Genomic DNA, 25614 nt, shown 5'->3' with positions numbered 1-25614 from the left:
ACTGTTCCCCGTGTACGAATTGAACGGCGTGTAGAAAGTTCGCGCCGTGTAAAGAGAGGGGATTCCCGAGTGACGCTTGCCACCTCTCGTGCGCCGACCGACGTGGGCCGTTCCGGGCCCAGGCTGGCGCTGCTGGCGTTCACCCAGCTCATCGTGGCTCTCGACTACAACATCGTTTACGTGGCGCTGCCCGACATCGGGACGGCGCTGGGCTTCAGCGCGCGATCCGTGCAGTGGGTGGTGAGCGCGTACGCCATCGGGCTCGGCGGGCTGCTGCTGCTCGGCGGCCGGGCCGTGGACAAGCTCGGCGCCCGGCGCACGTTCATGCTCGGACTGGCGCTGTACGGCGTGGCCTCCCTGGCCGGCGGGCTGGCCCCCGGCTCCGGCGTGCTGATCGCCGCCCGCGCCGTCCAGGGCGTCGGCGGGGCGCTGCTCACCCCGGCCACGCTCGCGCTGATCTACCGGGGGTTCGCGGAGGGGCCCGCGCGCAACCGGGCGCTGGGCGCCTGGGGCATGGCCGGCAGCGCCGGACTGGCCGCCGGGTCGCTGCTGGGCGGCGTGCTCACCAGCGCCCTGGGCTGGGAGTGGGTGTTCTTCGTGAACGTCCCCCTGGCCGTCGGCGCCGTCCTCGCCGCGCCACGGCTGCTCCCCTCCGACGGCCGTCCCGCGTCCGGGCTGCGCGGGTTCGACGTGCCGGGCGCGCTGCTGGCGACGGCGGGGTCGACGCTGGTGGTGTTCGGCCTGGCGAGCGGGCCGGAGGCCGGATGGGGGTCGGTGCGCGGCGCCGGGTCACTGGTCGCGGGCCTGGCGCTGCTGGGGCTGCTGGTCCTGGTCGAGGCGCGTGGCCGGGATCCGCTGATCCCGCTGCGGCTGGTCCGGCGGCGCGGCCCGGCCACCACGATGGTGGTGATCGCGGTGTTCCAGGGCACGCTGGGCGGCGCCTACTACGTGCTCACCACGTACCTGCAGCCGGTGCTCGGCTACAGCGCCCTGGAGGCGGGGCTGACGTTCCTGCCGCTCACCCTCGTCTGCATGGCCGCCGCGCTGAAGGCCGCACCGGTGATGCTCGGCAGGTGGGGGATCCGTACGACGCTCAGCGCCGGGATGCTCGGCGCCGCAGCCGGGATCGCCCTGCTGACCGCGGGCATGCCCGCGGGCGGCGGCTTCTGGACGCTGATGCCGGGCAGCCTCGTCTGGGGATTCTCCGGCGGCGTGGCCTTCGTCGCCCTGTTCGCGGCGGCCGGCGCCGGGGTGGCACCGGAGGCGCAGGGCGTCGCGTCGGGCCTGGCCAGCACGGCCAAGGAGGTCGGCGGCGCGATGGGGCTGGCGGTCTTCGTCGCCGTCGCCACCGCCTCCTCCGACCTGCTGGGCGGGCTGCACGCGGCCGGCTGGGCCGCCGCGGCCGCCACCGCCCTGGGCGGCCTCGCCGCCCTGGCACTCGAACCGAACCGAACCACGGAAGGAATCACGACATGATCGACGACCTCATCGGCAAGTACCTGGACGTCTGGAACGAGCGCGACGCCCCCGCCCGGGACCTCCTGATCAAGACCGTGCTCACTGACGACTCCGTCTACTCCGACCCCGACTACGCCGGGCTGCGCGGGCACGCGGAGCTGTCCGAGGCGATCGGCCGGGCCCAGGAGAACTTCGGCGACCTGGTGTTCACCCTCGGCACGCTGATCGGCGCCCACCACGACACGGCGCTGTTCACCTGGCGGCTCGGCGCGCCGGGCTCGGAGACGCCGGTGGCCACCGGCTACGACGTCGTGGAGTTCGCGGGCGACCGCATCAGCCGCGTGGTCGGTTTCTTCGAATGAGCCTCCTTGTCAGGCTGGATTGACAGCGGCTCGCCTGTCAGTCTAGCTTGACAAGCATGCGAACTCTCACACCTGCGGGCCCCGCCCCCATCGCGGGGCCCGGCGACCCGACGCCCAGGCGGCTGCTGCTGTGCGGGGTGGCCGCCGGGCCGCTGTTCGTCGTCGCGTTCCTCATCGAGGGCGCCCTCCGCTCCCACTACGACCCGCTGCGTCACCCGGTCAGCTCGCTCGCGATCGGGCCGGGCGGCTGGGTGCAGGCGGTCAACTTCGTCGTGGCCGGCCTCCTGACGCTGGCCTTCGCCGCCGGGCTGCGGCGGGCGCTCCACAAGTTCTGGGGCCCGGCCCTGGTGGGGGCCTGGGGCGCCGGCCTGCTCTGCGCCGGGGTGTTCACCGCCGACCCGGTGAGCGGCTACCCGCAGGGCACTCCCGGCCTGCTGACCGAGTACGGCAGCACGCACGCGGCGCTGCACGACTACCTCTCGCTGGCGGGATTCGTGGCGCTGATCGCGGCCTGCCTGGTCTTCGCGGCCGGGTTCGCGCGGGACCGGGAGCCCGGGTGGGCGGCGTACTCGGCCGCCAGCGGGGCCGGGTTCATGGTCGCGATGGCGCTGGCCACGATCGCCTTCAGCCAGAACCCGGCGCTGGTCGCCCACGGCGGGCTCTTCCAGCGCGTCGCGGTCACCATCGGCTGGGCCTGGCTGACCCTGCTGGCGCTCCGGTTGCTCAGGCGGCGACCCGGCGGGCAGCGAACACCAGCAGGACGACCGCGGCGACCGTCATGATCGCGTTGCTGGTCAGGTCGGCCGCCGGGCTCGCGGGCACGACCACCTTCCACGGGAACGAGTGCCACGCGTACGTGAGCATGGCCCCCGCCGCGAGCGCCAGCCGGTGCGCGTCCGACCAGCCGGACCCGTGCGACCAGCGTCTCACCAGGACGCCGGCCCCGGCGAACAACGCCAGATAGAGCAGCACGCTGAGCCACGCCGGGACTGACAGCCCGGCCAGCCAGGGCGACAGGCCGGTGGGGTCGCACGCGTAGAGGAGCACGAAGAACGCGCCGGCCATCAGAGCGAACACGAACACCACCCACGGGCTCGGCGCCCGCCCCGCGACGGAGGGGACGGTGCGGGGCAGGCGCAGGCCGAGCACGATGCACGCGACGACCAGCACCCCGGCGCCGGCGTACTGGATCGGGGTGGCGAACCAGCCGCCGAGCGCGCCCGTGGCGAAGGCTCCGAGGACGAAGTAGATCGCGAAGAACACGGCCACGGCCCAGAAGCCGCGCTTCTTCAGCCACGGCTCGGTGCGGCGCGGACCGGCCAGCGTCTCCATGACCGCGATCGGGACGCTGATGCTCCAGATCGTGTGCACGCCGACCATGAACAGCAGCCAGGGGACCCCGGTCCCCAGCGCGGGAACGTAGCCGTAGTCGAGGATGCGCACGCCGTACCAGTGCTGGTTCCACAACGTCTGGGTGAAGAACCCCTCCTCGAACATCCCGTACGCCAGCCCGAACGCCAGCATGGCCGGCCAGCCGCGCCCGGTCCGCCGGACCGCCTCGCGGATGAGCAGGGCGGCGGTCCCGTAGAGAGGAACGGTGCCGACCACCACCCCGACATTGGTGATCACCATGTTCCCCATCAGGAACTCGGCGGTCAGCGGCGCCAGGAAGAACAGCCCGATCGCGGGCGCCACGCGAGCGAGTAAGGGCATCTGGTGTGTCGTTGTCACGACCTCCAGATAACACCACTTCGAGTAAAGTTACAACTGATGTAAAGATGTTCATGATGTAACCACCCATCGGACGCACGTGCTTGACGACGGCCGTGGCCCGGCGGATCTTTGCAGGTAGGAGGTCGCCCATGTCCGAGAACGAGCTGCTGTCCGAGCGGGTGGCCGGCGGGATCCTGCCGCGGGTGCTGACCACCTTCGACATGGTGGCGATCTTCGTATCGATCGTCCTGTTCATCACGAACGCCGCCGTCATCCAGTCCGCGGGCCCGTCCGCGTTCGGGTGGTGGATCATCGCGTTCGCGCTGTTCCTCGTCCCGTGCGCGATCGTCACGGGCCAGCTCGGCGCCATGTTCCCCGGCGAGGGCTCCATCTACCTCTGGACGACCAAGGCGTTCGGGCCGTTCTGGGGATTCTTCGCCGGGTTCTGCGCCTGGTGGCCGGGCGTGCTGGTGATGGTGGCGACCGGGACGCTGACGATCTCGTTCCTCGGCTACGTCTTCCCCGCGCTCGGCGAGCTGTCCGTGGCGGCCCAGGGCGGGCTGATCGTGGTGATCCTGCTGCTCGCGGCCGTGCTGGCGGTCCTGCGCTTCCGGCTGACGCAGAACGTGGTGAACGTCGTCTTCCTGGCGTACGGGCTGGCGATCCTGCTGATGTTCGCGGCCGGGATCGCGCACCTGGCCCAGGGGCACCCGGCGGCCACGAACCCGTGGGACTTCGCGGCCTGGAGCCCGTCGGCCGAGCACGGGGTCAACTTCGCGAACTGGAGCTTCTTCGGCCTGGCCGTGCTGGCGCTGCTGGGCGTCGAGGTGCCGCTGAACATGGGGGTGGAGATCAGGCAGGAGCGGGCCGTGACCCGGTACCTGCTGTGGGGGTCGCTGACCGTCATGGTCGCCTACCTGGTCGCCACCTGGGGCGTGATGGTGTCGGTGCCCGCCGGGGAGTCGGCGGACATCACCGCCGTGGCCGAGGCCGTGGGGATCGGACTGGGCGACTGGGCGGGCAAGCTGGTCGCGCTGGTGCTGGCCGCCATGTTCTTCATCATCACCGTCGTCTACAACTACTCCTTCGCCCGGCTGATCTTCGTGTCCGGGCTGGACCGGCGGCTGCCGAAGGCGGTCAGCCACGTCAACGCGCAGAAGGTGCCGGACGTGGCGGTCTGGATCCAGACCGTGCTGGCCGGGGTCTTCACGGTGGCGGCGTTCGTGGTGGTGCCCTTCGCCGCCACGAACACCGCCACGAACACCGCCACGCACACCGCCACGCACACCGCCACCGGGCCCGCCGACGCGCAGACCGAGGTCTACAACGTCCTGCAGGCCGCGGTCACCGTGATCTGGTGCCTGTCGATCGTGGTGCTGTTCGTGGACGTGCTGATCATCCTGCGGCGCTACCGCGAGCAGTTCGAGGCGCGGCGGCTGGCCTCGCCGGCGGTGTTCTGGGTGGCCTCCGTCGTGGGGGCGCTGGCCTCGCTCGTGGGCGTGGTGGCCACGCTCTCCGGGTCGTGGACGCCGCTGATCTCCAACGACGCGGGCAAGGTCACGCTGTTCGGCGCCGAGATCGCGTACGGGATGTGGTTCTGGCTGGTCGGCGGGATCGCGCTGGCGTCGCTGCTGGTGGGCGCCCTGCTGTACCTGGTCGGGCGCCGGGTGCCCGGCTGAGGCGGCACGGCGAAGGGCCCGGCCTCCTGGGAGACCGGGCCCTCGGGTGCAGGCGCCTTCGGAGGGGAGGGGTGAGGCGCCTTCGGGGGGAACGTCAGTGCTCGGTCGCCTTCTCCGCGCCGACGCCGGTGAGGGAGCGGACCTCCATCTCGGCGTACTTCGCCGCGTTGTACTCCTTGCTGAGGATCGTGCCGAGCCACCCGCACAGGAAGCCGATCGGGATCGACAGGATGCCGGGGTTGCTCAGCGGGAACCAGTGGAAGTCCACGCCGACGATCAGCGCGGTCGGCTTGACGCCGGCCGGGGGCGCCGGCGCCGAGACCACCGGCGAGAAGATGACCAGGATCAGGGCCGAGATCAGGCCGCCGTAGATGGCCGAGACCGCGCCCGTCGTGTTGAACCGCTTCCAGAACAGGCTGTAGAGGATCGCGGGGAGGTTGGCCGAGGCCGCGACGGCGAAGGCCAGGGCGACCAGGAAGGCCACGTTCTGGCCCTGGGCCAGGATGCCCAGGCCGATCGCGATGGCGCCGATGACCAGGGCGGAGATGCGCGCCACCACGACCTCCTGGCGCTCGCTGGCCTGGCCGCGCTTGAAGACGTGCGCGTACAGGTCGTGCGAGAAGCTGGAGGAGGAGGCCAGCGTGAGGCCCGCGACGACGGCGAGGATCGTGGCGAAGGCGACGGCGCCGATGAGCGCCAGCAGGATCGTGCCCCCGACCGAGCCGAAGATCTCCTGGCCGATGCGTTCGGCCAGCATCGGCGCGGCCGTGTTGCCCGCCGCGTCACCGGCGACGATCGCGGTCTTGCCGACCAGGGCCGCGGCGCCGAAGCCGAGGACGAGGGTCAGCAGGTAGAACACGCCGATGATGCCGATGCCCCACAGGACCGACTTGCGGGCGTCCTTGGCGGTGGGGACGGTGTAGAAGCGGATGAGGATGTGCGGCAGGCCCGCGGTGCCGAGCACCAGCGCCAGGCCCAGGCTGATGAGGTCGATCTTGCCGGCCAGCCCCTGGGCCTCCGTGCCGTACTTCAGCCCGGGGATCAGGAAGTTGCCCGGGTTCGCCTTGGGGCCGCTGGTGGTGGCGGCCTGGCCGAGCAGGGCCGACAGGTTGAAGCCGAACTTGCCCAGCACCAGCACCGTCACCAGCGCCGCGCCGCTCATCAGCAGCACGGCCTTGACGATCTGCACCCAGGTGGTGCCCTTCATGCCGCCGAAGACCACGTAGACGATCATCAGCGCGCCCACGCCGACGATGGTCCACGCCTTGCCCGCCGGGGAGGTGATGCCGAGCAGCAGGCCGACCAGCGCGCCCGCGCCGACCATCTGGGCCAGCAGGTAGAAGATGCTGACCACGATGGTGGACACGCCCGCCGCCGTGCGCACGGGACGCGGGCTCATCCGGAAGGCCAGCACGTCGGCCATGGTGAACTTGCCCGAGTTCCGCATCAGCTCGGCGACCAGCAGCAGCGCGACCAGCCACGCCACCAGGAACCCGATCGAGTAGAGGAACCCGTCGTAGCCCGACAGCGCGATGATGCCGGCGATGCCGAGGAAGGAGGCGGCCGACATGTAGTCGCCGCCGATGGCCAGCCCGTTCTGCACGCCGGTGAACGACCGCCCGCCGGCGTAGTAGTCGGCGGCCGTCTTGGTCTGCCGGCTCGCCCAGAAGGTGATCCCCAGCGTGGCGGCGACGAAGGTGAGGAAGAGGATCATCCCCAGGGTGTGGGAGCTCACTTGGTCTTCTCCTCAACCTCGTGGCGGAGCTTGTCGGCGATCGGGTCGAGCTTCTTCTCGGCGTGCCTGGCGTACGCCCACGCGATGAGGAACGTGGAGACGAACTGGAGCAAACCGAAGACGAGGCCGACGTTGATCTCACCGAGCAGCTTGATCCCCATGAAGCCGCGCGCCCATCCGGACAGCACCACGTAGAGCAGATACCACGCGAGGAACGCCACGGTCATCGGGAACGTCCAGGCGCGGAATCGCCGTTTCAGGTCCTGGAATTCACTGCTCTCCTGAACTTCCTCGTAGACCGATGCGTCATGTTCTTTAGTAGTCACGAGACCTCCACTGTGATGCGGATCACGCCCAACGTAAGAGCGCAACCTACCCGTCGTGGAGGCCCCTGGTGACGTTGTTCGACGAGTCGCTGGGGTCGGGCGATTAGTTGGGGATGGCTTGCGGTAAAAGGTCTGTTACGTGCGACGAGCGGTTGATCGCTCGTTTCATCGGGGCGCTTCCACGGAGAGCGCGAACAGGTGGAGCTGGGGCCGGGTGAGCGCGGGCAGGGTGAGCGAGCGCAGCTCCCTGGCCGGGTCGAGCGCCGCCTGCACCTCGAACAGCCCGACCCGCAGCGAGTTGGCGCCCGTGCGGCCGTGGCGGTGGGTGCAGCGAAGCACCTCGGAGGCCCCCGCGCCGGGCTGGCCGCCCCAGTCGGGCAGGACGAACGGCACCTGGGCGGTGGTCCCGTCGGCGTACGTGGCGATCAGCGTGGAGGTGACGGCCCCGGAACTGGCCGCGCCCAGCAGCCGGACCTTGGCGTACCTCCCGGACGGCACGGTGATCGTCTGTCCCTGGCCGGCGACGTTGTTCCCGGCCCCGTCCCCGTACGCGGGGAAGACGAAGCTCAGGCCCTCGTGGACGAGCGGCCCGGCGGGCGGCAGCTCCTCGGCCGGATAGGTGTAGCCGGACCCGTCGAAGTCGCCGTCCGTCATCGCCTCGTGCGTGGAGACGCCGTCGTTGCCGAAGTACGCCGACAGGTCCACCGGCGTGGTGGGCCCGGGAGGCGGGATCGGCGGCAGTCCCCAGGCGGCCCCCGGCTTGCTCACCGGCACAGGTCCGATGACCGGGTCGGGCCGCGCGCCCGTGTGGACGAGCACCTCGCTCCCCTTGCCCAGGGCGATCTCCACGACGCCCTCCCCCAGGTCCTTCACCCGAGCGGGACGGCCGTCGGACAGCACGGCGGTGACCGGCCCGTCGAGCCCGTGCTTGAGCCTGAGCGGCGCCCCCGCCACGCTCCTGACGCGGATGAACGAGGTGCGGCCGCCCTTGCGCACGGCCGAGACCAGGAACGCGCCCTGCGTCCGGAAGTCGTGGATCGCGACGTCCGCCCACGAGGCGGGCACGGCCGGGAAGACGCGGACGATCCCGCCCCAGCTCTGGCAGAGCATGTCGTGGAGGGACTGGGCGGCCGACAGCGGCGTCTCGATGACCGGCCCGGCCTCGGCGTAGTGGGTGTTGGCCGTGCACGGGTAGCGGGCGGCCGGGTCGAAGAACCGGTCCAGATAGGACAGCGCGGTGTCGCCCCGGCCCATCATGGCGTAGAGCGAGGCCGCGCCGGTGTAGCTGTAGCCGCGGTGCGCGCCCGTCAGCGACTGCCAGTGGGCGACCGACTTCTCGATCAGCTCGCGCTGCTCCGGCTGGTCCCAGTTGACCAGGTAGAGGGGGTAGATCATGAGGAGGTGGGAGTAGTGGCGGTGCGACTGCGCGTACGGCGTGCTCGCGCCGATCATGAAGCCGTCGGCGTCGGCCGGGTAGTCCACGAGCGTGTCCAGCACCTCCCGCCACTTCGCCGCGAGCGGGTCGTCGATCCCGAGCCGCTCGGCCGACTCGATCAGCGTCCGGCAGCCCCACCGGATCAGCGCCAGGTCGTAGTTGGTGTCCTGGGGCGGCGTGACCGGGTATTCCGGTGAGAGCGTGCTGGGCAGGTGCAGCTTGCCGTCCGTGCCCGCGGCGAGGAAGTGCAGGTAGTAGTTGATCGCCCGCCGCAGCAGCGGGAAGACCGTGTCGCGCAGCAGCCTGTCGTCCATGGTGTGCCGGTAGGTCAGCCACACGTTGTGCAGCGCCCACGTGAGGTCGCCCACCTCGGCGCCCGTGCCGGGCGTGCCGACGCTCCGGTTGCAGAACATGTCGGAGCTGCGTCCCAGCCCGGCCGAGTCGGCGCGGTAGGCGGCCGGCACGTTGGCGACGAGCTGGTCGCGGTTGCGGTCGAGCGTGCTGGTGAGCGAGTCGAGCTCCAGGTGGTTGGAGCCGTGGATGAGCCAGTACTCGAGCTGCACGTTGAGGTTCCACCACACCGCCGGCCACGGGGTGGACTCCAGCCAGGGGCCGGTGGTGGCCATGACCGGGCCGCCCGTCCGGCCGGCGGAGGCGACCTTGTAGAGCTGGATCCAGTAGAAGCTCTGCAGCCGCTGGTCGGGCAGGGAGACGAAGCTCTTGCCGTAGAAGTCGTGCCACCAGTCACGGTGCCGCTTCCGCGTGATCCCGTACGGCGGCGCGTTCCGGATCCTGGCGAGCGCGCTCTCCTGGGCCTCGGTCGCGGACGGGAAGCTGTGGCCCACGGCGACCAGGAGCGTCCCGTCCTTGACGCGGTAGGCGGTGGCGGTCTGGCCGCCCCCGGTGAGCGGCTGGAGCACCTGCTCGACGTCGCCGGCGGTCGCGGTGGTCCAGGGCGGGTGGGGTGTGTAGCCGCTGGGCGGGGCCTCGGAGGCGGATCGGGGGCTGACGGCCTCCTCGGGGTGGAAGGTCCAGCGCACCTGCTCCTCGCCGCCGGCCTCCGCCTTGGCGACGAGGACTTCGTCGTGGATGAACGCGGAGAAGGACAGCTTGCCCTTGTCCGTGGTGACGGTGCCGGTGACCTCGGCGTCCCACAGGCTGAGCCGCAGGTCGACGGCCGTGATCGTGCCGACCGGGTCGAGGGTGACGTGGCCGACGGGCAGGCGGCAGGTGCCCCAGCCGCTGCCGAACTGGGGCCGGTGGTCCTGGACGCGGCCGTGCTGGACGGTGAAGCGGATCTTGTTCTGGCCGGGCTCCTGGTAGACCATGCTGCCCAGCAGGCCGTCGCCGAGGAACGGGCCCTCGGACCAGGTCCTGGGCATCCTGCCCCAGAGCAGGTCCTGGCCCTTCATGAACTCGGCCCAGGGCACGCGCTGCCGGAGCTGCCAGCCCCGGGCCGCCCCGGCGGTCTCGGTGGGCACGGCGGGCTCGGCTGGCTCGGTTTCCGCGAGCGCCGGGGCGGCGGGGACGAGGGCGAGCCCCAAGCCGCCGAGCACGGCACGGCGGGTCGGGTCGTGAGAGGGGGGTGTCATGCGGGACCTCACAGACGAGACATCGGGTCTTTCGCCTGTATGACACGCAAGATGACCTTAGTCAAGGGTAGTCAACCGAAATTCATCGGATGCATCACCCCTTAACGGCGCCTGCAGTGAGCCCTTCGACGATGTAGCGGCGGATAGCGGCGAACAGGACGAGGGTCGGCAGCACCGAGATCACGGTGGCCGCGGCCATGGAACCCCAGTCGATGTCGTACTGGGTGATGAAGGAGTTCATGGCGACCGGGATGGTCTTGGCGTCCTCGCTGTCGATGAACGTGATCGCCAGGAACAGCTCGTTCCAGCACTGCACGAACGCGAAGATGAACGTGGCCGCGATGCCCGGCAGCATGACCGGGATGACCACCCGCACCATGGCCACCAGCCGCGAGGCGCCGTCCACCTGCGCGGCCTCCTCCAGCGCGACCGGCACCCGCTCGTAGAAGCCGCGCATGATGATCGTGGCGAACGGCACCAGCATGGCCACGTACACCAGCATCAGCCCGGCCAGCCGGTTGAGCAGGTCGAGGTCGGACATCAGGAGGTAGAGCGGGCCGAGCGCGATGAACAGCGGGATCATCTGCGTGACCAGGAACGCCAGCATCAGCGCGCCCCGGCCGGGGAAGGCGAAGCGGGCGAGGGTGTAGCCGCCCAGCACGCCGATCGCGGTCACCACGCCGGCCGCGACGAGCGAGACGAGCAGGCTGTTCAGCAGGTACGCGCCGAAGTCCGCGAACGAGAACAGCTCCTCGTAGTGCTCGAACGTCAGGTTGCCCGGCCAGTACCTGAGCGGCATCGAGAAGATCTCGGGCTTGGGCTTGAGCGAGGTGACGACGATCCAGTAGAGGGGGAAGAGGGTGATCAGCAGCCAGGCGCCCAGCACGACGACCTTCGCCCCAGTCTTCAACACGGTCGCGACACGTCTCATCTGGATTTCTCGAATCTCGTCGCGTTCAGGTAGAAGACGCTGAAGGACAGCAGCAGGCCCAGGATGAGCAGGCCCACCGCGCCCGCCCGGCCGTAGTCGCCGCCGATGACCTGCTGGATGAGGAAGGTCGTGATGATGTCGGTGCCGCCGGCCGGGCCGCCGCCGGTCATCGAGTAGATGAGGTCGGGGAAGTTGAGGATCCAGATGATCCGCAGCAGCACGATGAGGGCGAGCGTGGGCCGGATGTGCGGCAGCGTCACGTGCCAGAACTGCCGCAGCCTCGACGCGCCGTCCACGGCCGCCGCCTCGTACAGCTCTTTCGGCACCGACTGCAGGGCGGCCATGATCATGATGGCGAAGAACGTGACGCCGTACCAGATGTTCGCCACGATCACCGACGTCATCGCCCACCCGGGGGTGGCCAGGAAGCCGATGCGCTGGTCGATGAGGCCGGTCCTGAGCAGCAGGTCGTTGATCACGCCGAACTGCCCGTTGAACATCCACCGCCACAGCAGCCCGATCAGGAACCCCGACATGGCCCAGGGGAAGAACACCCACGCCTGGTAGAGGCCCCGGCCGCGGAAGTGCCGGCGCAGCAGCAGCGCCAGCCCGAAGCCGAGGAAGAACTGGAAGAACAGCGAGACGACCACCCACGTGCCGGTGTTCCGCAGTGCCGTCCAGAACCGGTCCTCGGCCAGGACGGCCCGGAAGTTCTCCAGGCCGACGAAGGGCGTCGAGGTGATGTCGAACAGGTTGTAGCGCTGGAAGGCGATGACCGTGCCGCGGATCATCGGGTAGTACGTGAACACGGCCACGAAGACCACGCCGGGCAGCAGGCACAGAGCGATGAACCTGGCCCGGCGGGCGGTGAAGAGCCTCATGAGACCTTCTTGGCCTGGTCCGTCCAGAAGGCGTCCCACGACTTGAGCACCTCGGCCGTGGTCTTCTTGCCGGTGATCAGGGCCTGGACGTCACGGTCGGAGTCGACGAGGAACTGGCTCCAGCCCGGGTAGTCGACGGGCCTGATCGTGATCACCTGCTTGGGGTCCTGCTGGGCCTGCAGGTACGCCTTCCACGCGCCCTGCGAGAACTGCGGGTCGCTCTGGGCCTGCTTGGAGATCGGGATGAGCGAGTTGCCCTTGGCGAAGGCGATGCTCTGCTTGGCCTCCGACAGGAACTGGACCAGCTTGACCGCCTCCTTCGGGTGCGTGGTGAAGGAGGTGGCGCCCCATCCGGCGTAGCCGACGGGCTGGAAGGCGTATCCGGACGGGCCCTTGGGGATGGGGGCCGTCGACCAGGCCGTCATGCCGCTCTCCTGGACCGTCTTGATCACTTCGGGGTCCTGGATGAGCATGCCGGTGACGCCCGAGGTGAACCCCTGGACCATCTCGGGGTAGCCCCAGGAGACGGAGTCGGGCGGCGACGCCTCCTTGAAGATCTTCACGTAGAGGTCCATGGCCTGGGCGGCCTCGGGGGTGGAGAAGATCGTCCGCTTGTCCTTGAGATAGAACGATTTTTCGGGATTAAGGGCTTCGCCGTTGTACGCGCTGACCATCATGACCGCGTAGTCGGCCCCGCCCTTGCCGCCCCGGAACGAGTAGCCGAACCGGTCGCCCGAGGTCATCTTCTTGCCGGCCTCGTAGAGCTCCTGCCAGGTGGCCGGCGGCTGCGTCATGCCCCGGTCCGTACGGTAGAAGATCGTGCGCTCGTAGAAGCCGTACGGGATCAGGTACGCCTTGCCGCCGACCTCGACGGCCTTCTTCTGGGCCAGCTCGGTCAGGTCCGACCAGCCGGGCCACTCCGTGGTGGGCAGCTCGGCCAGCCAGCCGTTGTTGGAGAAGGACTTGGCCGTGTGGTCGCGTACTTCCAGCACGTCCAGGTCCTTCTTCGTCTGCAGGATCTGGGTGATCTTCTGGTCGGCGCTGTCGAGCGGCGGCGAGATCAGCTCCACCTTGATGCCCGGGTTGGCCTTCTCGAAGTCCTTCAGCAGCGTTTTGATGAGCTTCGTGCGTTCGGGACTGGTCAGGCTCTCGATCATGCGGAGCCGTACCTCGCCGGGGGACGACGAGCCGGAGCCGCAGCCCGCGAGCAAGAGCGTGGCGGCGACCGCGGCCGCCAGGAGGGGGGTTCTCATGCTGAGCCTCCAGCTTCAGACAGCGCTGTCAGTCACGCGCTGTCAGTCACGCTAGGCGACCGACCCCCTCCAGCGCTAGACCGAGATCCTTGATCAACGTGTCCGCGGGCTCCAGGCCGACCGAGAGCCGCACGAGGCCGACGGGGATGCCCATCGTGACCCGCACGCTCTCCTCGGTGGACAGGGCGGGCGCGTTCACCAAGCTCTCAAAACCACCCCAAGACACCCCAATCCTGAAATGTCGCAACTTGTCGAGGAAAAGTCCGACCTCCTGGCGCGATTCCGTGTCCAGCACCAGGCTGAACAGGCTGGAGAACCCCGACATCTGCCGCTTCGCGAGGTCATGCCCCGGATGGGACGGCAGCCCGGGGTGGTTCACCGCCCGCACGGCCGGATGCCCCGTCAGGAACTCGGCCACGGCCAGCCCCCGCTCCTGGTGCGCGGCCATCCGCACGGGCAGCGTGCGCAGCCCCTTGATCACCTTGGCCGCGTCGTGCGGCGACATGGCGGCCCCGTACAACTGGTACTCGGTCAGCGCCAGCGGCCTGATCAGCCGGGACGGGCCCACCACGACGCCGCCCACGAGGTCGCTGTGCCCGCCGATGTACTTCGACAGCGAGTGCACGACGAGATCGACGCCCATGGTCAGCGGCTTCTGGAAGATCGGCGTGGACCAGGTGTTGTCCATCACGCTCACCAGCCCGCGCTCCCGCGCCCACGCGGTGACTTCGGCGATGTCGACCACGGCGTAGGCCATGTAGGAGGGGGACTCGAAGTAGAGTAGACGGGTGCTCGCCCTGATAGCGCTGTCACACTCCGCGAGGTCGTTCACGTGTGTATGCGTGACCCCGAACTTCTCCAGGTAGCGCAGGAACTGGGTGGTCGGCCCGTACACTGCGCCCAGCACCAGCACGTGGTCCCCGGCCTTGACGAGCGAGGAGATGGTCGCCGAGATGGCCCCCATTCCCGACCCGAAACACTTGGCACGCTCTCCCCGCTCGAGCGCGGCGAGCTTACGCTGAGCGAGATCGACCGTCGGGTTGGTCCCCCGCCAGTAGACGTACCTCTCGTCCTCGTTCCTGATCGCCTCGCCGAGCTCCTGCGCGGTCCTGAACGTGAACAGCGAGTTCTCGAACACCGGCGGGTTGACCGCGCCCAACGCCCAGGGCTCGTCCTCGCCCAACCGGCCACAGATCCATTCGTCATCCATGGGGGCAGACTATGACAGCCAGGGATCTGGGTGACCGGGCGCCCTCCCGGGGTGAAACCACTCGCAAGCCGACCATGGCCGACGTGGCCAGGCATGCGGGCGTGAGCCTCAAGACCGTCTCCCGCGTGGTCAACCAGGAGCCGCACGTCCGGGCCTCGCTGCAGGAGCGCGTGCAGGCGGCCATCAGCGCGCTCGGCTACCGCCGCAACGAGGCCGCCGCCCGCCTGGCCAGGGGCGCGACCATGCTGACGCTCGGGCTGGTGATGGAGAACATCTCCAACGAGTTCTACTCCCGCCTGGCCGCCGCCGTGGAGTCCGCCGCGGCCCGGTACGAGGCGCTGGTGGTGTTCGGCTCGTACGAGGAGAGCGCCGACAAGGAGCGCATGCTCATCGAGTCCATGTACGCCCGGGGCGTGGACGCCCTCATCGTCGTCCCCTCTGCGGCCGATCACTCGTGGCTGGCCGAGCACGCCTCGCTCACCACGGTGTTCGTGGACCGCGTGCCCCCGGGCCTGGAGTCGGCGGACGTGGTGCTGCTGGACGACGTGCGGGGCGGCCGGGCCGCGACCGAGCACCTGCTGGCCCGCGGCCACCGCCGGATCGCGCTGGTCTCGGACGACGAGGGCATCAGCTCGGTGCACGACCGCGCGACCGGCTACCGCGCGGCCCTGCGCGCGGCCGGGCTGGCGGCCGACGACGCGCTGGCGGTCCGCGGGCTCTTCGACCCGTGGCGGGTCTCCCACGAGGTGAGCCGCCTCCTGGACCTGCCCGACCCGCCGACGGCCTTCTTCGCCACCAACAACCGCGCCGCGATCGGCATCCTGCAGGCGCTGCGGGAACGTCCTGAGCGGCCCGCGTACGTGAGCTTCGACGACTTCGCCCTGGCCGACGTGTTCAACCCCGGGGTGACGGTGGTCCGCTACGACACGGCCCGACTGGCCCGCAGCGCGGTGGACCTCCTGCTGAACCCGTCGCCGTCGCCCCGCCGCGTCAAGGTCCCGGTCGAGCTGGTGGCCAGAGGCTCGGGCGAGCTGCGCCCTCCTGAACACCATGCGTGAGCGGCGTTCGTCTCGCTAGGGTCGAGTTGTGCCTCTTCCCGCCGCCGACCTCGCCCGGCTTCTTCGCAACCGGCCGGAGCTGGCCGCCGTCCCCTCCGCCGAGGCGCTCGAACGCCTGCTCGCGGCGCCGGAGCTGGCCGTGCCCGCCCTGCTCGCGCTCGACGCCGACTGCCACCTCGTCAGCCAGGCGCTGCAGATCCTGGGCGGCGAGGCCGGCCGCGCGGCGCTGGCCGAGCTGCTCCACGACCCCGGCGACCGGCTCGGCGAGACGATCGAGACCCTGGCCGCGTGGGGTCTCGTGACCCTCGACGGGCGCGGCGACGGGGGCGGCGACGGGGGCACGGTGAAATCCCCGCACCCGCAGGGGCTGTGGGCGAACCCGTTCGGGCTGGGCCGGCCGCTGCGCGAGCTGACCGCCGAGGAGCTGAAGTCCCTGGTCAAGGGGCTGGGCGGCAGGCCCAAGGGCCGCAAGTCGGAGGTGCTCGCCCAGGCGGCGGAGATCGTGCGCGACGGCCGGGCCGTCCGCGCCCGCGCCGCCGCGCTGCCGCGCGAGGCGGTGGCGCTGCTGGAGTCGATGGCGGACGGGCAGCCGGTCTTCCAGCACGCCGTCTGGTACGGCACCGGCGATGCGGACCATCCGGTCACGCGCCTGGCCGAGGCCGGGTTCGTGGTGCGGGACGGCTGGGAGTACGAGATGCCCATGGAGGTCGCGCTCGCGCTGCGCGGCGACGGCTGGAAGCCGGAGCTCACGGGCCAGCCGGACGTGCCGTCCGTGGAGCTCGCCGGGCACGCGGACGGGCTCGCCGCCGCGCTGGCCGCCGTGGACCAGGTGGAGGCGCTGATCGAGCTGACGGGAACGCAGCCCATCGCCGAGCTGAAGGCGGGCGGGGTGGGCGCGCGGGAGCTGAAGCGGGTGGCCAAGGCGCTCGACGTTCCCGAGCAGGCGGTCGTGCTCTGGCTCGACCTCGCCTTCGGCACCGACCTGATCGCCTCCGAGGCCGGCGAGAGGCTGGCCGGCACCACGCTGGCCGACGAGTGGCTGGGCCTGGATCCGGCCTCGCGCTGGCAGGCCCTGGTGGAGTCCTGGCTGGCGATGCCGCAGGCGGCCACGTTCAGGGTGACGGGCTGCTGCGAGGAGCACATGACGCCGCAGGCTCCGCCGTACCAGTTCGAGAGCGGGGCCGGCGAGATCCGGCGGGCCGCGCTGCGCGTGCTCCAGACGCTGCCTCCCGGGCGGGGGTCGAGCCCCGAGGGGATGCTCCCGGCCGTGGGCTGGCGGACGCGGGCGATCAAGGAGTTCGCGCCGGCCGCCGCCGAGTTCGTGGCCGCCGCCCTGCGCGAGGGCGAGCTGCTCGGGATGGTCCAGGAGGGCGCGCTGACCGAGCTCGGCCGCGCCCACCTCGACGGCGCCGGCGTGGCCGGCCGCTTCCCCACGCCGACCCACACCGTGACCCTGCAGAACGACCTGACCGCGATCGTGTCGGGGGTGCCCGCGCCGCAGCTGACCGCGTTCCTGAACGGCTGCGCCGACCTTGAGTCACGCGACCGGGCCAGCGTGTGGCGCTTCTCGCACAAGAGCGTGCGCCGGGCGCTGGACGCGGGGACGACGGCCGATGGCCTGCTCGAGGAGCTGGCCCGCGTCGCCGCCAAGGCCGTCCCCCAGCCGCTGCGTTACCTCGTCACCGACGTCGCCCGCCGGCACGGCGCCGTCCGCGTCACCTCCGCCGCCTCCGTGGTGACCGCGGAGGACCCGGCGCTCATCACCGAGCTGTGCGGGACCAGGGCCCTGCGCAAGCTGGCGCTGCGCGCCATCGCCCCCACGGTCGCCCTCAGCGCCCTGCCTCCCGACGAGACCCTCCAGCTGCTGCGGCAGGGCGGCCACGCCCCGGTCGCCGTGGCCCCCGACGGCACCATCAAGGCGGAGCCGCCCCAGCGCCGCCGCCTGCCCGTCGAGCCCGACCCGGCCTGGGACGCCACCGCGATCCTCCAGGGCGGCGAGCCCGGCACGCCCGCCGAGGCCCTGTCCGTGGCCTCCGTCACCGGCGAGCCGATCGTCATCGTCTGGCAGCGGCGTGAGCACTACATGGAGGACATCGAGCTCACCCGCGGCACGGTGTCCGGCTACTGCCACGACTGCGGCACCGAACACACCTTCCAGCGGGCCCGGATCAAGGAGGCGCACCTGCCCTGATCACGGTCGGGATCACTGGTGGGGTCACGACGAGCGGGGGCGCCAGTCGCCGCGGTCGAGGTCGAGGTCCTCCGGGGTGTGCAGCCTGACCATGGTCCTGGCGACCCCGGGCGGCACGCGGTGCGGGGTCAGGAAGGACACCGACACCATCACCGCGAACGCGATCGGCACCGTCCAGGCCGCCGGCTGGCCCAGCAAGGCGCCGGCGGGCCCGTCGTACGGACCGGCGACGATCGTGACGAGCACGGCCGCGCACGCCAGCCCGCCGCCCACGAACAGCCCGGCCAGCGCCCCCGTGGTCGACAGGCGGCGCCACCAGATGCCCAGCACGAGCAGCGGGCAGAACGACGAGGCCGCCACCGCGAACGCCAGCCCCACCACGTCCGCCACCGGCAGCGCCCGCGCCCACAGCGCCAGGGCCAGCGGCACCGCGACCGCCATCAGCGTGGCGATCCTGAACGAGCGCACGCCGCCCTTGAGCAGGTCCTGCGCGATCACCCCCGCCACGGACACGGTCAGCCCCGACGACGTGGACAGGAACGCGGCGAACGCCCCCGCCGTCACCAGCGCCGTCAGCAGCTCGCCCAGCGTGCCGCCGACCATCCGCGCGGGCAGCGTCAGCACGACCGTGTCCGTGCGGACCAGGTCGGGCGCGTAGAGGCGGCCGAGCCAGCCGTACACGGCGGGCATCAGGTAGAAGGCCCCGAGCAGCGACAGCACCACCAGCGTCGTGCGGCGGGCGGCCCGGCCGTCCGGGTTGGTGTAGAAGCGCACCAGCACGTGCGGCAGCCCCATGGTGCCGAGGAACGTGGCCAGGATCAGCGAGTACGTCGAGTACAGCCCGTACTCCTTGCCCCCGGCCAGCGGCACCTGCCAGGTGGCCGCGTCCTGCGGGCCGACCGCGGGCGCGCCGTCGGCCTTCCACGCCATCAGCAGGAACACCAGCGGCAGGGCCAGCGCCGTCAGCTTGAGCCAGTACTGGAACGCCTGCACGAACGTGATCGACCGCATGCCGCCCGACAGCACGTTCACCGCCACGACGACCGCGACCAGCAGGCCGCCCACCCACACGGGCGCGCCGGTGATCTCCCGCAGCACCAGGCCCGCGCTCTGGAACTGCGGCATCAGGTAGAACCAGCCGATCAGCACGACGAGCACGCTCGCGGTGCGGCGCACGGCCATCGACTCCAGCCTGGCCTCGGCGAAGTCCGGCAGCGTGTACGCCCCCGAGCGCCGCAGCGGCGCCGACACCAGCACGAGCAGCACCAGGTAGCCGCCGGTCCAGCCGACGGGCAGCCAGAGCATGTCCACGCCGAACGACAGGATGAGCCCGGCGATGCCCAGGAACGAGGCCGCCGACAGGTACTCGCCGCCGATGGCCGAGGCGTTCCAGAGCGGGCTGACGGTGCGGGAGGCGACGTAGAAGTCGGAGGTGGTGCGGGAGACCCTGATCCCGAACGCCCCGATCAGCACGGCCGCCACCATCACGATCAGGACCGCCGTCAGGCTCATCGGCGCTTGACCAGTTCGGCGAAGTGGCGCTCGTTGCGCTCGGCCTGGCGCACGTACAGCCAGGCGCCGATGACGAAGGCGGGGTAGATGAGCCCGGCGAGCACCGCCCACGGGAGCGGGACGCCGAGCAGGTGGACCGAGCGCAGCTCGGGGATGAGCAGGAACAGCAGCGGCAGCCCGCCGACCACGCACGCCAGCACCGTGCAGACGAACAGCGCCAGCCGGACCTGGGTGCGCAGGAACGAGCGCATGTAGACCTCGCCGAGCCGGGTCTGCTCGTCGATCTCCCGGGTGGCCGGGTAGCGGGGCCGGCGGGCGGCGGCCGTACGCGGGCTCATCACGGCCACCCGGCGCCCGGGACGCGGTTCGGGGCTCATCTCGGCGCTCCCTTCCCGGCCGGGCCTCCCAGGATCGCGCTCATCACGACCTCGCCTTTCTGGCTCTGCGCACCAGCAGGTCGCGCAGCTCGCGCGTGTGGCGGCGGCTGACCGGCAGTTCGGTGTCCCCCACCCGCACCGTGCACTTGCCCGAGTCGATGTGCAACTCCTCGATGTGCTTGACCGCCACCAGATGGCTCCGGTGCACGCGGACGAACCCGGCCGAGGCCCACCGCTCCTCCAGGGTGGCCAGCGGGATGCGCACCAGATGGCTGCCCGTCGCCGTGTGCAGCCGCGCGTAGTCCCCGTGCGCCTCGACGTAGATCACGTCGGCGCTGGACACGAACCGCGTCACCCCGCCCAGTTCGACCGGGATGGTGTCGGTCTCCCCCGCTTCCGCGGGCACGTCGGCCGAGACCGCCACCCGCCGGATCGCCTCCGCCAGCCGCTCCGGGCGTACCGGTTTGAGCAGGTAGTCCTCGGCCTTGATCTCGAACGCGTCCACGGCGTGCTCCTCGTACGCCGTCACGAACACCACCCGGGGCGGGTTCGCGAACTGCGACAGCAGCCGCCCGAGCACCACGCCGTCGAGCCCGCGCATCCGGATGTCGAGGAACACCGCGTCGATCGGCCGGCCGTCGGCGATGGCGCGGTCGAGCAGCCGCAGCGCCGCCGCGCCGTCCCTGGCGGTGGCCACCTCGCCGATGCGGGGATCGGCACGCAGCAGGTACGACAGGTCTTCGAGGGCAGGCAGTTCGTCATCGACCGCGAGGACCCGTAGTTGCGCCATAGACAGTGATAAAACCGACAAGAAAGATCGAGGTCAACGGGCAGAGACGCCTGGGTGATATTTCGGCAACCTGATGTTGACCTTGGTGCCCGCTCCCTGGGCGGTCTCGACCACGAGGCCGTACTCGTCGCCGTAGACCTGGCGCAGCCGTTCGTCCACGTTCGCCAGCCCGACGCCGCCCGTGGGGGCGATGTCACCTGCGAGGATGCGGCGCAGCCGGTCGGGGTCCATGCCGAGCCCGTCGTCCTCGACGCTGATGCGGCACTCCGCCCCGGCGTCCTCGGCGATGATCGTGATGCGGCCGACGCCGTTGCGGCTCTCCAGGCCGTGCCTGACGGCGTTCTCGACGAGCGGCTGCAGGCACAGGAACGGCACCGCGACCGGCAGCACCTCGGGCGCGATCCGGAGCGTCACCTGGAGCTGGTCGCCGAACCTGGCCCGCTCCAGGATCAGGTAGCGGTCGATCGAGCGCAACTCCTCGGCGAGCGTGGTGAACTCGCCGTGCCGGCGGAAGGAGTAGCGGGTGAAGTCGGCGAACTCCAGCAGCAGCTCCCTGGCCCGCTCCGGGTCGGTGCGGACGAAGGAGGCGATCGTGGTGAGCGAGTTGTAGATGAAGTGCGGGGAGATCTGCGCCCGCAGCGCGCGTACCTCGGCCTCCATGAGCAGCGTGCGCGAGCGGTCCAGCTCGGCCAGCTCGAGCTGCGAGTCCACCCACCCGGCCACCTCCTGCGCGGCCCTGACCAGGCCGGCGGAGGCGTCCTGCCCGTAGGCGGCCAGGGCCCCCACGACGCGGTCGTCGGTGGTGAGCGGCACCACCACGGCCTGGCGGATCGGGCATTCGAGCAGCTCGCAGTCGATGGTCAGCACCTGGGTGCGGCCGTCCTTCAAGGTGGCCGCCGCGTGCTCGAACGCCTGGTCGGCGTGGTGCTCGCCGGCGCCGTCGTACACGAGCAGCCGCTCGCCGTCGGTGATGGCCAGCGCGGCCGAGCCGAGCAGCGCGCGCAGGTGCCGCGAGGCCCGCTCGGCGCCGTCGGCGGTCAGCCCGGCCCGCAGCGGCGGCCCGGCCAGCGAGGCGGTGTGCAGGGTCTCGAACGTGGCCCGCTCCGCCGGGCTGGTGCCCAGCTCGCGACGGCCCCGCATGACCCGCCAGAGCACGATCGCGGGCACGCTCACGAGCACCGCGACCACGGCGACGCCCACCACGTACTCCACGCCGCCACAGCTTAACTCAGAGGGCCTTGGCTATCAGGTCCGCGTACGACTCCGCCTCCTCGGTGGAGTCGTACTTGGTGCGCGGCCAGAAGAAGCCGCGCAGCCCGTCCTTCCTGTTGCGCGGAACGATGTGCACGTGCAGGTGGGGCACGCTCTGGCTGACGCGGTTGTTCATGGCCACGAACGTGCCGGCGACCTGCAGCCCCTCCTCCACCGCCCGGGCCACGGCCTGCACCCGCTCGAAGAACGGCCCCACGTCGGTCAGGTCGGCGAGCGTCTCCACGTGGATCCTCGGCACCACCAGCACGTGCCCCTTGAAGACCGGCCGGACGTCCAGGAACGCGACCGCGACCTCGTCGGAGTGGACCATGGTCGCCGGTCGCTCACCCGCGATGATCTCGCAGAACAGGTCAGTGCTCACCGCCCGACCCTATCCGCCTCACCCGCGGGGCCGCCCCGCCCGCTCGGCGAAGGCCGTCCAGCTCGTCACGTTGGGCGCCGACCACTCGGCGGGGGCGTGCAGGAAGTGCTCGCCCACCCGCTCGCGCAGCCGCTGCGGCACCTCGGCCACCTTGGCGCCCCGGCAGTGGTAGACCAGCCCGCCCGCGCGCTGCCCCATCGCCATCCACGGCAGCCACGGCGAGACCCGGCACCACGAGAACACGCACGGCACGTCCGGCACGCCCGAGTCCAGGTCCTTGGCCGAGGCGAAGAACTGGAACAGCTCCATCGCCCGGTAGGTGTCGTTAGCCGAGTTGTCGGGGTAGTCGGCGACCTTCAGGGGCGAGGGGTAGGCCAGGCGGATGTCGATGTTGTAGACCACCTGGTCGCCCAGGCGGGTCGTCGGCACCGGGTAGGCGCCGAGCCGCTGGTTGACCGGGTCGTTGAAGACGTGCTGCACCTCGACCGTCCGCTCCGTGAGCGGGTTGTCCCAGGTGTCGAGCACCTCCCTCGTCTTCGGGTCGAGGTAGAGGGCGGCCTCCCTGGTCAGGAGCTGCCAGCCGCCGTCGGCCTCGACCGCCCTGGCCACGTTCAGCCCCTCGAACCCGAACAGGTGGTGCGGCCCGCCGTCGTCCTGCCAGCCGTACACGTCGCCGGTCCAATAGGAGATGGTCTCCGCGCCGTCGGAGGAGGCGCGCACCCGGATGAAATCCATGATCCCCACAGTAACCGGGCGACGCTCTACTTGACCGATACGGTGAAGACGGCCTCGCCCGACTGCTGCCTGCTCTGCTCGTCCGGCGGCGTCGTGGCCTGGCCGCACCGCCAGCAGTCGTACAGTTTGATCTCCGTCGTGCCCGGGCGCTTGCTGTTGAAGACGAAGTAGGTCGTGCCGCCGGCGCCGACCCCGCCGCCACCCTCGGTCTTGTGCTCCTCGCTGATGAACGAGGCGACCTTCGGGTCCGGGACGGCGACCAGCTTCCACTCGTCGCCCACCGACGGGTTGTCGGCGACGGCCAGCGAGAAGCGCTGGCCGGGGCGAAGCTCGACGGGCACGGTGGTGCCCTTGGCGCCCTTGACCACCGTGCCGAAGTCGCTCACCGCTGAGCCTCCGCCGCACCCGGCCGCCAGCAGGGCGAGCGTGGCGGCGGCGATCGTTCGACGCATCACCACGGCAGGGTATCGGCCCGTGCGGGCGCCGGCCGTACCCGTCCCCTTCTACCGGCGCGTGTGGCGGTTCCGCCGCATCATCATGCGGCGGACGACGAAGGCGATCACGGCGCCGGCCGCGGCGACGAGCAGCACGGGCCGCTTGCGCGCCTGCCCGGCGGCGTCCTTCACCTGGTGCGGCGTGCCCTCGCGAACCTTGCCCGCCACCTCGGACGCCTTCTCCTTGACGGATCCGGCCATGCCCGCGGCCCTGTCCTTGGCGGTCTCGGCCACGTGGGCGGCCCTGGCCTTGACGTCGGCCTTGGCCGCCAGCGCCCCGACGGTCTCGCCCAGCTCCCTGCGGGTTTCCTCGATCTCTTTGCGCACGTTGCCCTCCTCGTGGTGACCTGTCCCGCGTGCCGTCTCACGCGTGTGGTGCGTCTTGCTGTGATGGTGATGACGCGGCGACTCCGCCTCGGCCCACTCGCGTTCCAGGGCCTGGGCGCGCTCGTCGTCGTAAGGGGGTTCGGGGGCGAATGTCTCGTGTGCCGTCCGCTCCTCCTCCACCCGCCGGGCGTTCTCGGCCGCGCCCGGCCTGGTCGGCGGCACGTTGATGGACTCCCCTTCGGTCGGCGTGCCCACAGTCTGCCTGCGGGCGCCGACGTTTCCGGCATATTGCTCGCTGTATCCAGGGTCGGTCTCGCTCATCGCCGTGCCCTCTCCTTGACCATGTCGATGTCGGCCCTGACGCTCGCGAGGGTCTCCGACGGGACCGGCGGCCCGGCGCGTCGCACCTGTCCCTTACCGACCAGGCCGAGCAGCGCGGCGATGACGAAGAGCAGGCCCGCCACGATGGCGGCGGCGGCCCACGCCGGCAGGACCAGGGCCAGCAGCAGAATGACGGTGGTCACGAGTGCGGCGCCGCCGAAGAACGCGGCCATTCCCGCCGCGCCGAACAGCCCCGCGCCGAAGCCCGCGCGCTTGCCTTTTTCCGCCAGCTCCATCTTCGCCAGGCGGAATTCGTCCCTCACGAGCCTGGAGAACTGCTCGGAGAGGTCGTTGACCAGCTTGTGGGTGTCGTTCACAACGCTCGCCTCCTCCGCTGAGGAAGGCGACTACCCAAACAACCGGCCTTCTATCATGCGGTTTTACCGCTTGGCGACCTTGAGCAGAAATCCGAGGGCCGACAGCACCGGGTCTTTCTGCACTTCGCACCAATTGTCCGGCTGCTTGGGCTTGCTCCACGGAGACGGGAGCTCGCACGAGGGAGCCTGCGGCTTGGGCCGCTCACACCACGATCCGGGAGGGTTCATACCAATATGCTACAACTTCAGGTGTGGCTTATATAAGCCTTTCCTCACCTCTTGCGCAGATGAGGTGGATTAGCGCCGCCACCCTCCGGTAGGGGTCGGTCCGGCCCGCGCGTTCCTCCACCGCCAGAATGTCGTCAATTTCCTCGGGGACCGGCGCTCCGTCCGGCGCGGCGTCGCAGAACACCCGCACGCCGTACCACTGCGGCACCTCCAGCCCCTGTACGGCCAGCCGCCGCGTGAGCTCGTCGAGCCGGTCGGCCCGGGCGGGGACGCCGAGCCGGTTGACGTAGCCGGTGCCCTCGAACGCCTGCAGCGCCCCCGCCCAGTCGCCCATGAGCCCGTTGCGCATGGCGAGGGCGTCGCCGTTGCGGACGAGGAGGGAGAGCCGGCCGCCGGGCGCGAGGAGGCGGGCGAGGTCGGCGAGCAGCGGGTCGGGGTCGTCGAAGTACATCAGCACGCCGTGGCACAGGACGATGTCGAAACTCCCCGGCCCGAACAGCTCCCGCAGCCGCCCGGCCTCGGCCTGGACCGTCCGGATGCTCATGCCCGGCTGGATCCCGGCCTCCAGGAGGCGGAGGAGGTCGCGGGAGGCGTCGAGGGCGGTGACGTGGTGGCCCCTGGCGGCCATCCTGAGCGCCTGCGTGCCCTGGCCGGAGCCCACGTCGAGGATGTGGCAGGGGGTCTTGGGAAGGTGCGCGGCGAGCTGGCGGGTGACGAGGTCCTGCCGGACGACGTCCCGCAGCGCCCCCAACCGGGCCGCCCACCTGCCCTCTGCCCCTGAGAACCTCATGTGCAGGATCCTAGGCGGACCCGATCTTCCCCTCCTCGCGGGCCCCCGGCCGCAGGCGCGGCGGCGGGGAGGCGGCGGGGAGGCGCCGACGCGGTAGCCTGCCGGGGTGCTCCTCGGCGCCCCCCGCGGCGGGATGCCACGGGTCGCGCCAGTTGACGATGGCGATGTTCACGGATATCCGAGGGAGTCCAGCGGTTGCTTCACCC

Annotated in this window: 25 protein-coding genes; 6 read left to right on the top strand and 19 right to left on the bottom strand. The window is 70.9% G+C overall.

Translation table 11 applies throughout. The features are described 5' to 3' along the window. Nucleotides 1-69 precede the first annotated feature (69 nt). The 3 genes from ACWDX9_RS28045 to ACWDX9_RS28035 are packed head-to-tail and all read left to right on the top strand — an operon-like array spanning nucleotide 70 to nucleotide 2602. The gene (locus ACWDX9_RS28045; RefSeq protein ID WP_449959060.1) at nucleotides 70-1476 is read left to right on the top strand and encodes an MFS transporter; all 1407 of its coding nucleotides are present in this window, start codon (nucleotides 70-72) and stop codon (nucleotides 1474-1476) included. Continuing rightward, entirely contained in the window at nucleotides 1473-1820 is a 348-nt protein-coding gene (locus ACWDX9_RS28040; protein WP_449959058.1) for a nuclear transport factor 2 family protein, read from the top strand. The genes ACWDX9_RS28045 and ACWDX9_RS28040 overlap by 4 nt, the downstream gene beginning before the upstream one ends. A gap of 56 nt (nucleotides 1821-1876) precedes the next feature. Further along, a complete protein-coding gene (locus ACWDX9_RS28035) occupies nucleotides 1877-2602 on the top strand; it encodes a DUF998 domain-containing protein (RefSeq protein ID WP_449959056.1) in 726 nt (241 codons plus the stop codon). On the opposite strand, the gene ACWDX9_RS28030 is transcribed toward ACWDX9_RS28035, so the two are convergent. After that, a complete protein-coding gene (locus ACWDX9_RS28030) occupies nucleotides 2544-3515 on the bottom strand; it encodes a hypothetical protein (protein WP_449959054.1) in 972 nt (323 codons plus the stop codon). The two genes, ACWDX9_RS28035 and ACWDX9_RS28030, sit on opposite strands and share 59 nt — an antisense overlap. Before the next feature lie 167 nt (nucleotides 3516-3682). Between ACWDX9_RS28030 and ACWDX9_RS28025 the strand changes: the two genes are divergently transcribed. After that, on the top strand, nucleotides 3683-5212 hold the full coding sequence (locus ACWDX9_RS28025; RefSeq protein ID WP_449959052.1) for an APC family permease: 1530 nt from the start codon (nucleotides 3683-3685) through the stop codon (nucleotides 5210-5212). Between the two features lie 94 nt (nucleotides 5213-5306). Here the strand turns inward: ACWDX9_RS28025 and ACWDX9_RS28020 are convergent, their stop codons facing one another. From ACWDX9_RS28020 to ACWDX9_RS27990, 7 genes are all read right to left on the bottom strand, one after another. Further along, nucleotides 5307-6926 (bottom strand): solute symporter family protein, encoded by a 1620-nt coding sequence (locus tag ACWDX9_RS28020; RefSeq protein ID WP_449959086.1) that lies wholly within the window; start codon nucleotides 6924-6926, stop codon nucleotides 5307-5309. A 17-nt stretch (nucleotides 6927-6943) separates the two neighbouring features. Continuing rightward, nucleotides 6944-7273 carry a DUF485 domain-containing protein gene (locus ACWDX9_RS28015; RefSeq protein ID WP_350722185.1) on the bottom strand — a complete coding sequence of 110 codons (330 nt, stop codon included), beginning with the start codon at nucleotides 7271-7273 and terminating at the stop codon, nucleotides 6944-6946. A 165-nt stretch (nucleotides 7274-7438) separates the two neighbouring features. Beyond that, nucleotides 7439-10300: a glycosyl hydrolase family 95 catalytic domain-containing protein gene (locus tag ACWDX9_RS28010; RefSeq protein ID WP_449959050.1), complete on the bottom strand. Its 2862-nt coding sequence runs from the start codon at nucleotides 10298-10300 to the stop codon at nucleotides 7439-7441. A gap of 94 nt (nucleotides 10301-10394) precedes the next feature. Then, a complete protein-coding gene (locus ACWDX9_RS28005) occupies nucleotides 10395-11231 on the bottom strand; it encodes a carbohydrate ABC transporter permease (protein WP_449959048.1) in 837 nt (278 codons plus the stop codon). Beyond that, complete coding sequence (locus tag ACWDX9_RS28000) at nucleotides 11228-12112, bottom strand: carbohydrate ABC transporter permease (protein WP_449959046.1); 885 nt, start codon at nucleotides 12110-12112, stop codon at nucleotides 11228-11230. Before ACWDX9_RS28000 ends, ACWDX9_RS28005 begins: the two co-directional genes overlap by 4 nt. Further along, nucleotides 12109-13365, bottom strand: coding sequence for an ABC transporter substrate-binding protein (locus ACWDX9_RS27995; protein ID WP_363965346.1), 1257 nt, complete (start codon nucleotides 13363-13365; stop codon nucleotides 12109-12111). Before ACWDX9_RS27995 ends, ACWDX9_RS28000 begins: the two co-directional genes overlap by 4 nt. Nucleotides 13366-13411: 46 nt before the next feature. Further along, complete coding sequence (locus ACWDX9_RS27990; RefSeq protein WP_449959044.1) at nucleotides 13412-14575, bottom strand: trans-sulfuration enzyme family protein; 1164 nt, start codon at nucleotides 14573-14575, stop codon at nucleotides 13412-13414. 83 nt (nucleotides 14576-14658) lie between these two features. Here ACWDX9_RS27990 and ACWDX9_RS27985 point away from each other — a divergent pair, with 83 nt between their 5' ends. Both ACWDX9_RS27985 and ACWDX9_RS27980 read left to right on the top strand, forming a co-directional pair. Then, nucleotides 14659-15633 (top strand): LacI family DNA-binding transcriptional regulator, encoded by a 975-nt coding sequence (locus ACWDX9_RS27985; protein ID WP_449959043.1) that lies wholly within the window; start codon nucleotides 14659-14661, stop codon nucleotides 15631-15633. 28 nt (nucleotides 15634-15661) lie between these two features. Then, entirely contained in the window at nucleotides 15662-17824 is a 2163-nt protein-coding gene (locus ACWDX9_RS27980) for a helicase-associated domain-containing protein (protein ID WP_449959041.1), read from the top strand. Nucleotides 17825-17848: 24 nt separating this feature from the next. Here the strand turns inward: ACWDX9_RS27980 and ACWDX9_RS27975 are convergent, their stop codons facing one another. From ACWDX9_RS27975 to ACWDX9_RS27925, 11 genes are all read right to left on the bottom strand, one after another. Next, nucleotides 17849-19336, bottom strand: a complete 1488-nt coding sequence (locus ACWDX9_RS27975; protein ID WP_449959039.1) for a sodium/solute symporter — start codon at nucleotides 19334-19336, stop codon at nucleotides 17849-17851. Further along, nucleotides 19333-19713 (bottom strand): hypothetical protein, encoded by a 381-nt coding sequence (locus tag ACWDX9_RS27970; RefSeq protein WP_449959037.1) that lies wholly within the window; start codon nucleotides 19711-19713, stop codon nucleotides 19333-19335. The genes ACWDX9_RS27975 and ACWDX9_RS27970 overlap by 4 nt, the downstream gene beginning before the upstream one ends. A gap of 43 nt (nucleotides 19714-19756) precedes the next feature. Beyond that, entirely contained in the window at nucleotides 19757-20503 is a 747-nt protein-coding gene (locus tag ACWDX9_RS27965) for a LytR/AlgR family response regulator transcription factor (protein WP_350722200.1), read from the bottom strand. A 33-nt stretch (nucleotides 20504-20536) separates the two neighbouring features. Continuing rightward, complete coding sequence (locus tag ACWDX9_RS27960; protein WP_192786257.1) at nucleotides 20537-21715, bottom strand: histidine kinase; 1179 nt, start codon at nucleotides 21713-21715, stop codon at nucleotides 20537-20539. A 16-nt stretch (nucleotides 21716-21731) separates the two neighbouring features. Further along, nucleotides 21732-22136, bottom strand: a complete 405-nt coding sequence (locus tag ACWDX9_RS27955; protein ID WP_449959035.1) for an HIT family protein — start codon at nucleotides 22134-22136, stop codon at nucleotides 21732-21734. An 18-nt stretch (nucleotides 22137-22154) separates the two neighbouring features. Beyond that, nucleotides 22155-22871: a DUF1838 family protein gene (locus ACWDX9_RS27950; protein WP_363965359.1), complete on the bottom strand. Its 717-nt coding sequence runs from the start codon at nucleotides 22869-22871 to the stop codon at nucleotides 22155-22157. 26 nt (nucleotides 22872-22897) lie between these two features. Beyond that, nucleotides 22898-23323 (bottom strand): protease inhibitor I42 family protein, encoded by a 426-nt coding sequence (locus tag ACWDX9_RS27945; RefSeq protein WP_449959084.1) that lies wholly within the window; start codon nucleotides 23321-23323, stop codon nucleotides 22898-22900. Between the two features lie 51 nt (nucleotides 23324-23374). Further along, complete coding sequence (locus ACWDX9_RS27940) at nucleotides 23375-24013, bottom strand: DUF3618 domain-containing protein (protein ID WP_449959033.1); 639 nt, start codon at nucleotides 24011-24013, stop codon at nucleotides 23375-23377. Then, complete coding sequence (locus ACWDX9_RS27935; protein WP_449959031.1) at nucleotides 24010-24390, bottom strand: phage holin family protein; 381 nt, start codon at nucleotides 24388-24390, stop codon at nucleotides 24010-24012. The genes ACWDX9_RS27940 and ACWDX9_RS27935 overlap by 4 nt, the downstream gene beginning before the upstream one ends. 256 nt (nucleotides 24391-24646) lie before the next feature. Continuing rightward, entirely contained in the window at nucleotides 24647-25408 is a 762-nt protein-coding gene (locus ACWDX9_RS27930) for a methyltransferase domain-containing protein (protein ID WP_449959029.1), read from the bottom strand. 10 nt (nucleotides 25409-25418) lie between these two features. Further along, nucleotides 25419-25580, bottom strand: coding sequence for a hypothetical protein (locus ACWDX9_RS27925; protein WP_449959027.1), 162 nt, complete (start codon nucleotides 25578-25580; stop codon nucleotides 25419-25421). Nucleotides 25581-25614 lie beyond the last annotated feature (34 nt).

The organism is Nonomuraea sp. NPDC003201 (assembly GCF_053590415.1).
Note: the sequence above shows the minus strand (reverse complement) of the source record. Positions and strands in the feature narration are given on the sequence as shown.

Excerpts from the sequence above, each read along its gene's own strand:
- ACWDX9_RS28005 (WP_449959048.1), bottom strand. The coding sequence starts at position 11,231 with ATGAGACGTGTCGCGACCGTGTTGAAGACTGGGGCGAAGGTCGTCGTG.
- ACWDX9_RS28000 (WP_449959046.1), bottom strand. The coding sequence starts at position 12,112 with ATGAGGCTCTTCACCGCCCGCCGGGCCAGGTTCATCGCTCTGTGCCTG.
- ACWDX9_RS28040 (WP_449959058.1), top strand. The coding sequence starts at position 1,473 with ATGATCGACGACCTCATCGGCAAGTACCTGGACGTCTGGAACGAGCGC.
- ACWDX9_RS28035 (WP_449959056.1), top strand. The coding sequence starts at position 1,877 with ATGCGAACTCTCACACCTGCGGGCCCCGCCCCCATCGCGGGGCCCGGC.
- ACWDX9_RS27965 (WP_350722200.1), bottom strand. The coding sequence starts at position 20,503 with ATGGCGCAACTACGGGTCCTCGCGGTCGATGACGAACTGCCTGCCCTC.
- ACWDX9_RS27940 (WP_449959033.1), bottom strand. The coding sequence starts at position 24,013 with ATGAGCGAGACCGACCCTGGATACAGCGAGCAATATGCCGGAAACGTC.
- ACWDX9_RS28025 (WP_449959052.1), top strand. The coding sequence starts at position 3,683 with ATGTCCGAGAACGAGCTGCTGTCCGAGCGGGTGGCCGGCGGGATCCTG.
- ACWDX9_RS27945 (WP_449959084.1), bottom strand. The coding sequence starts at position 23,323 with ATGCGTCGAACGATCGCCGCCGCCACGCTCGCCCTGCTGGCGGCCGGG.
- ACWDX9_RS27930 (WP_449959029.1), bottom strand. The coding sequence starts at position 25,408 with ATGAGGTTCTCAGGGGCAGAGGGCAGGTGGGCGGCCCGGTTGGGGGCG.
- ACWDX9_RS27950 (WP_363965359.1), bottom strand. The coding sequence starts at position 22,871 with ATGGATTTCATCCGGGTGCGCGCCTCCTCCGACGGCGCGGAGACCATC.
- ACWDX9_RS28020 (WP_449959086.1), bottom strand. The coding sequence starts at position 6,926 with ATGATCCTCTTCCTCACCTTCGTCGCCGCCACGCTGGGGATCACCTTC.
- ACWDX9_RS27970 (WP_449959037.1), bottom strand. The coding sequence starts at position 19,713 with ATGAGCCCCGAACCGCGTCCCGGGCGCCGGGTGGCCGTGATGAGCCCG.
- ACWDX9_RS27990 (WP_449959044.1), bottom strand. The coding sequence starts at position 14,575 with ATGGATGACGAATGGATCTGTGGCCGGTTGGGCGAGGACGAGCCCTGG.
- ACWDX9_RS27995 (WP_363965346.1), bottom strand. The coding sequence starts at position 13,365 with ATGAGAACCCCCCTCCTGGCGGCCGCGGTCGCCGCCACGCTCTTGCTC.
- ACWDX9_RS27975 (WP_449959039.1), bottom strand. The coding sequence starts at position 19,336 with ATGAGCCTGACGGCGGTCCTGATCGTGATGGTGGCGGCCGTGCTGATC.
- ACWDX9_RS28010 (WP_449959050.1), bottom strand. The coding sequence starts at position 10,300 with ATGACACCCCCCTCTCACGACCCGACCCGCCGTGCCGTGCTCGGCGGC.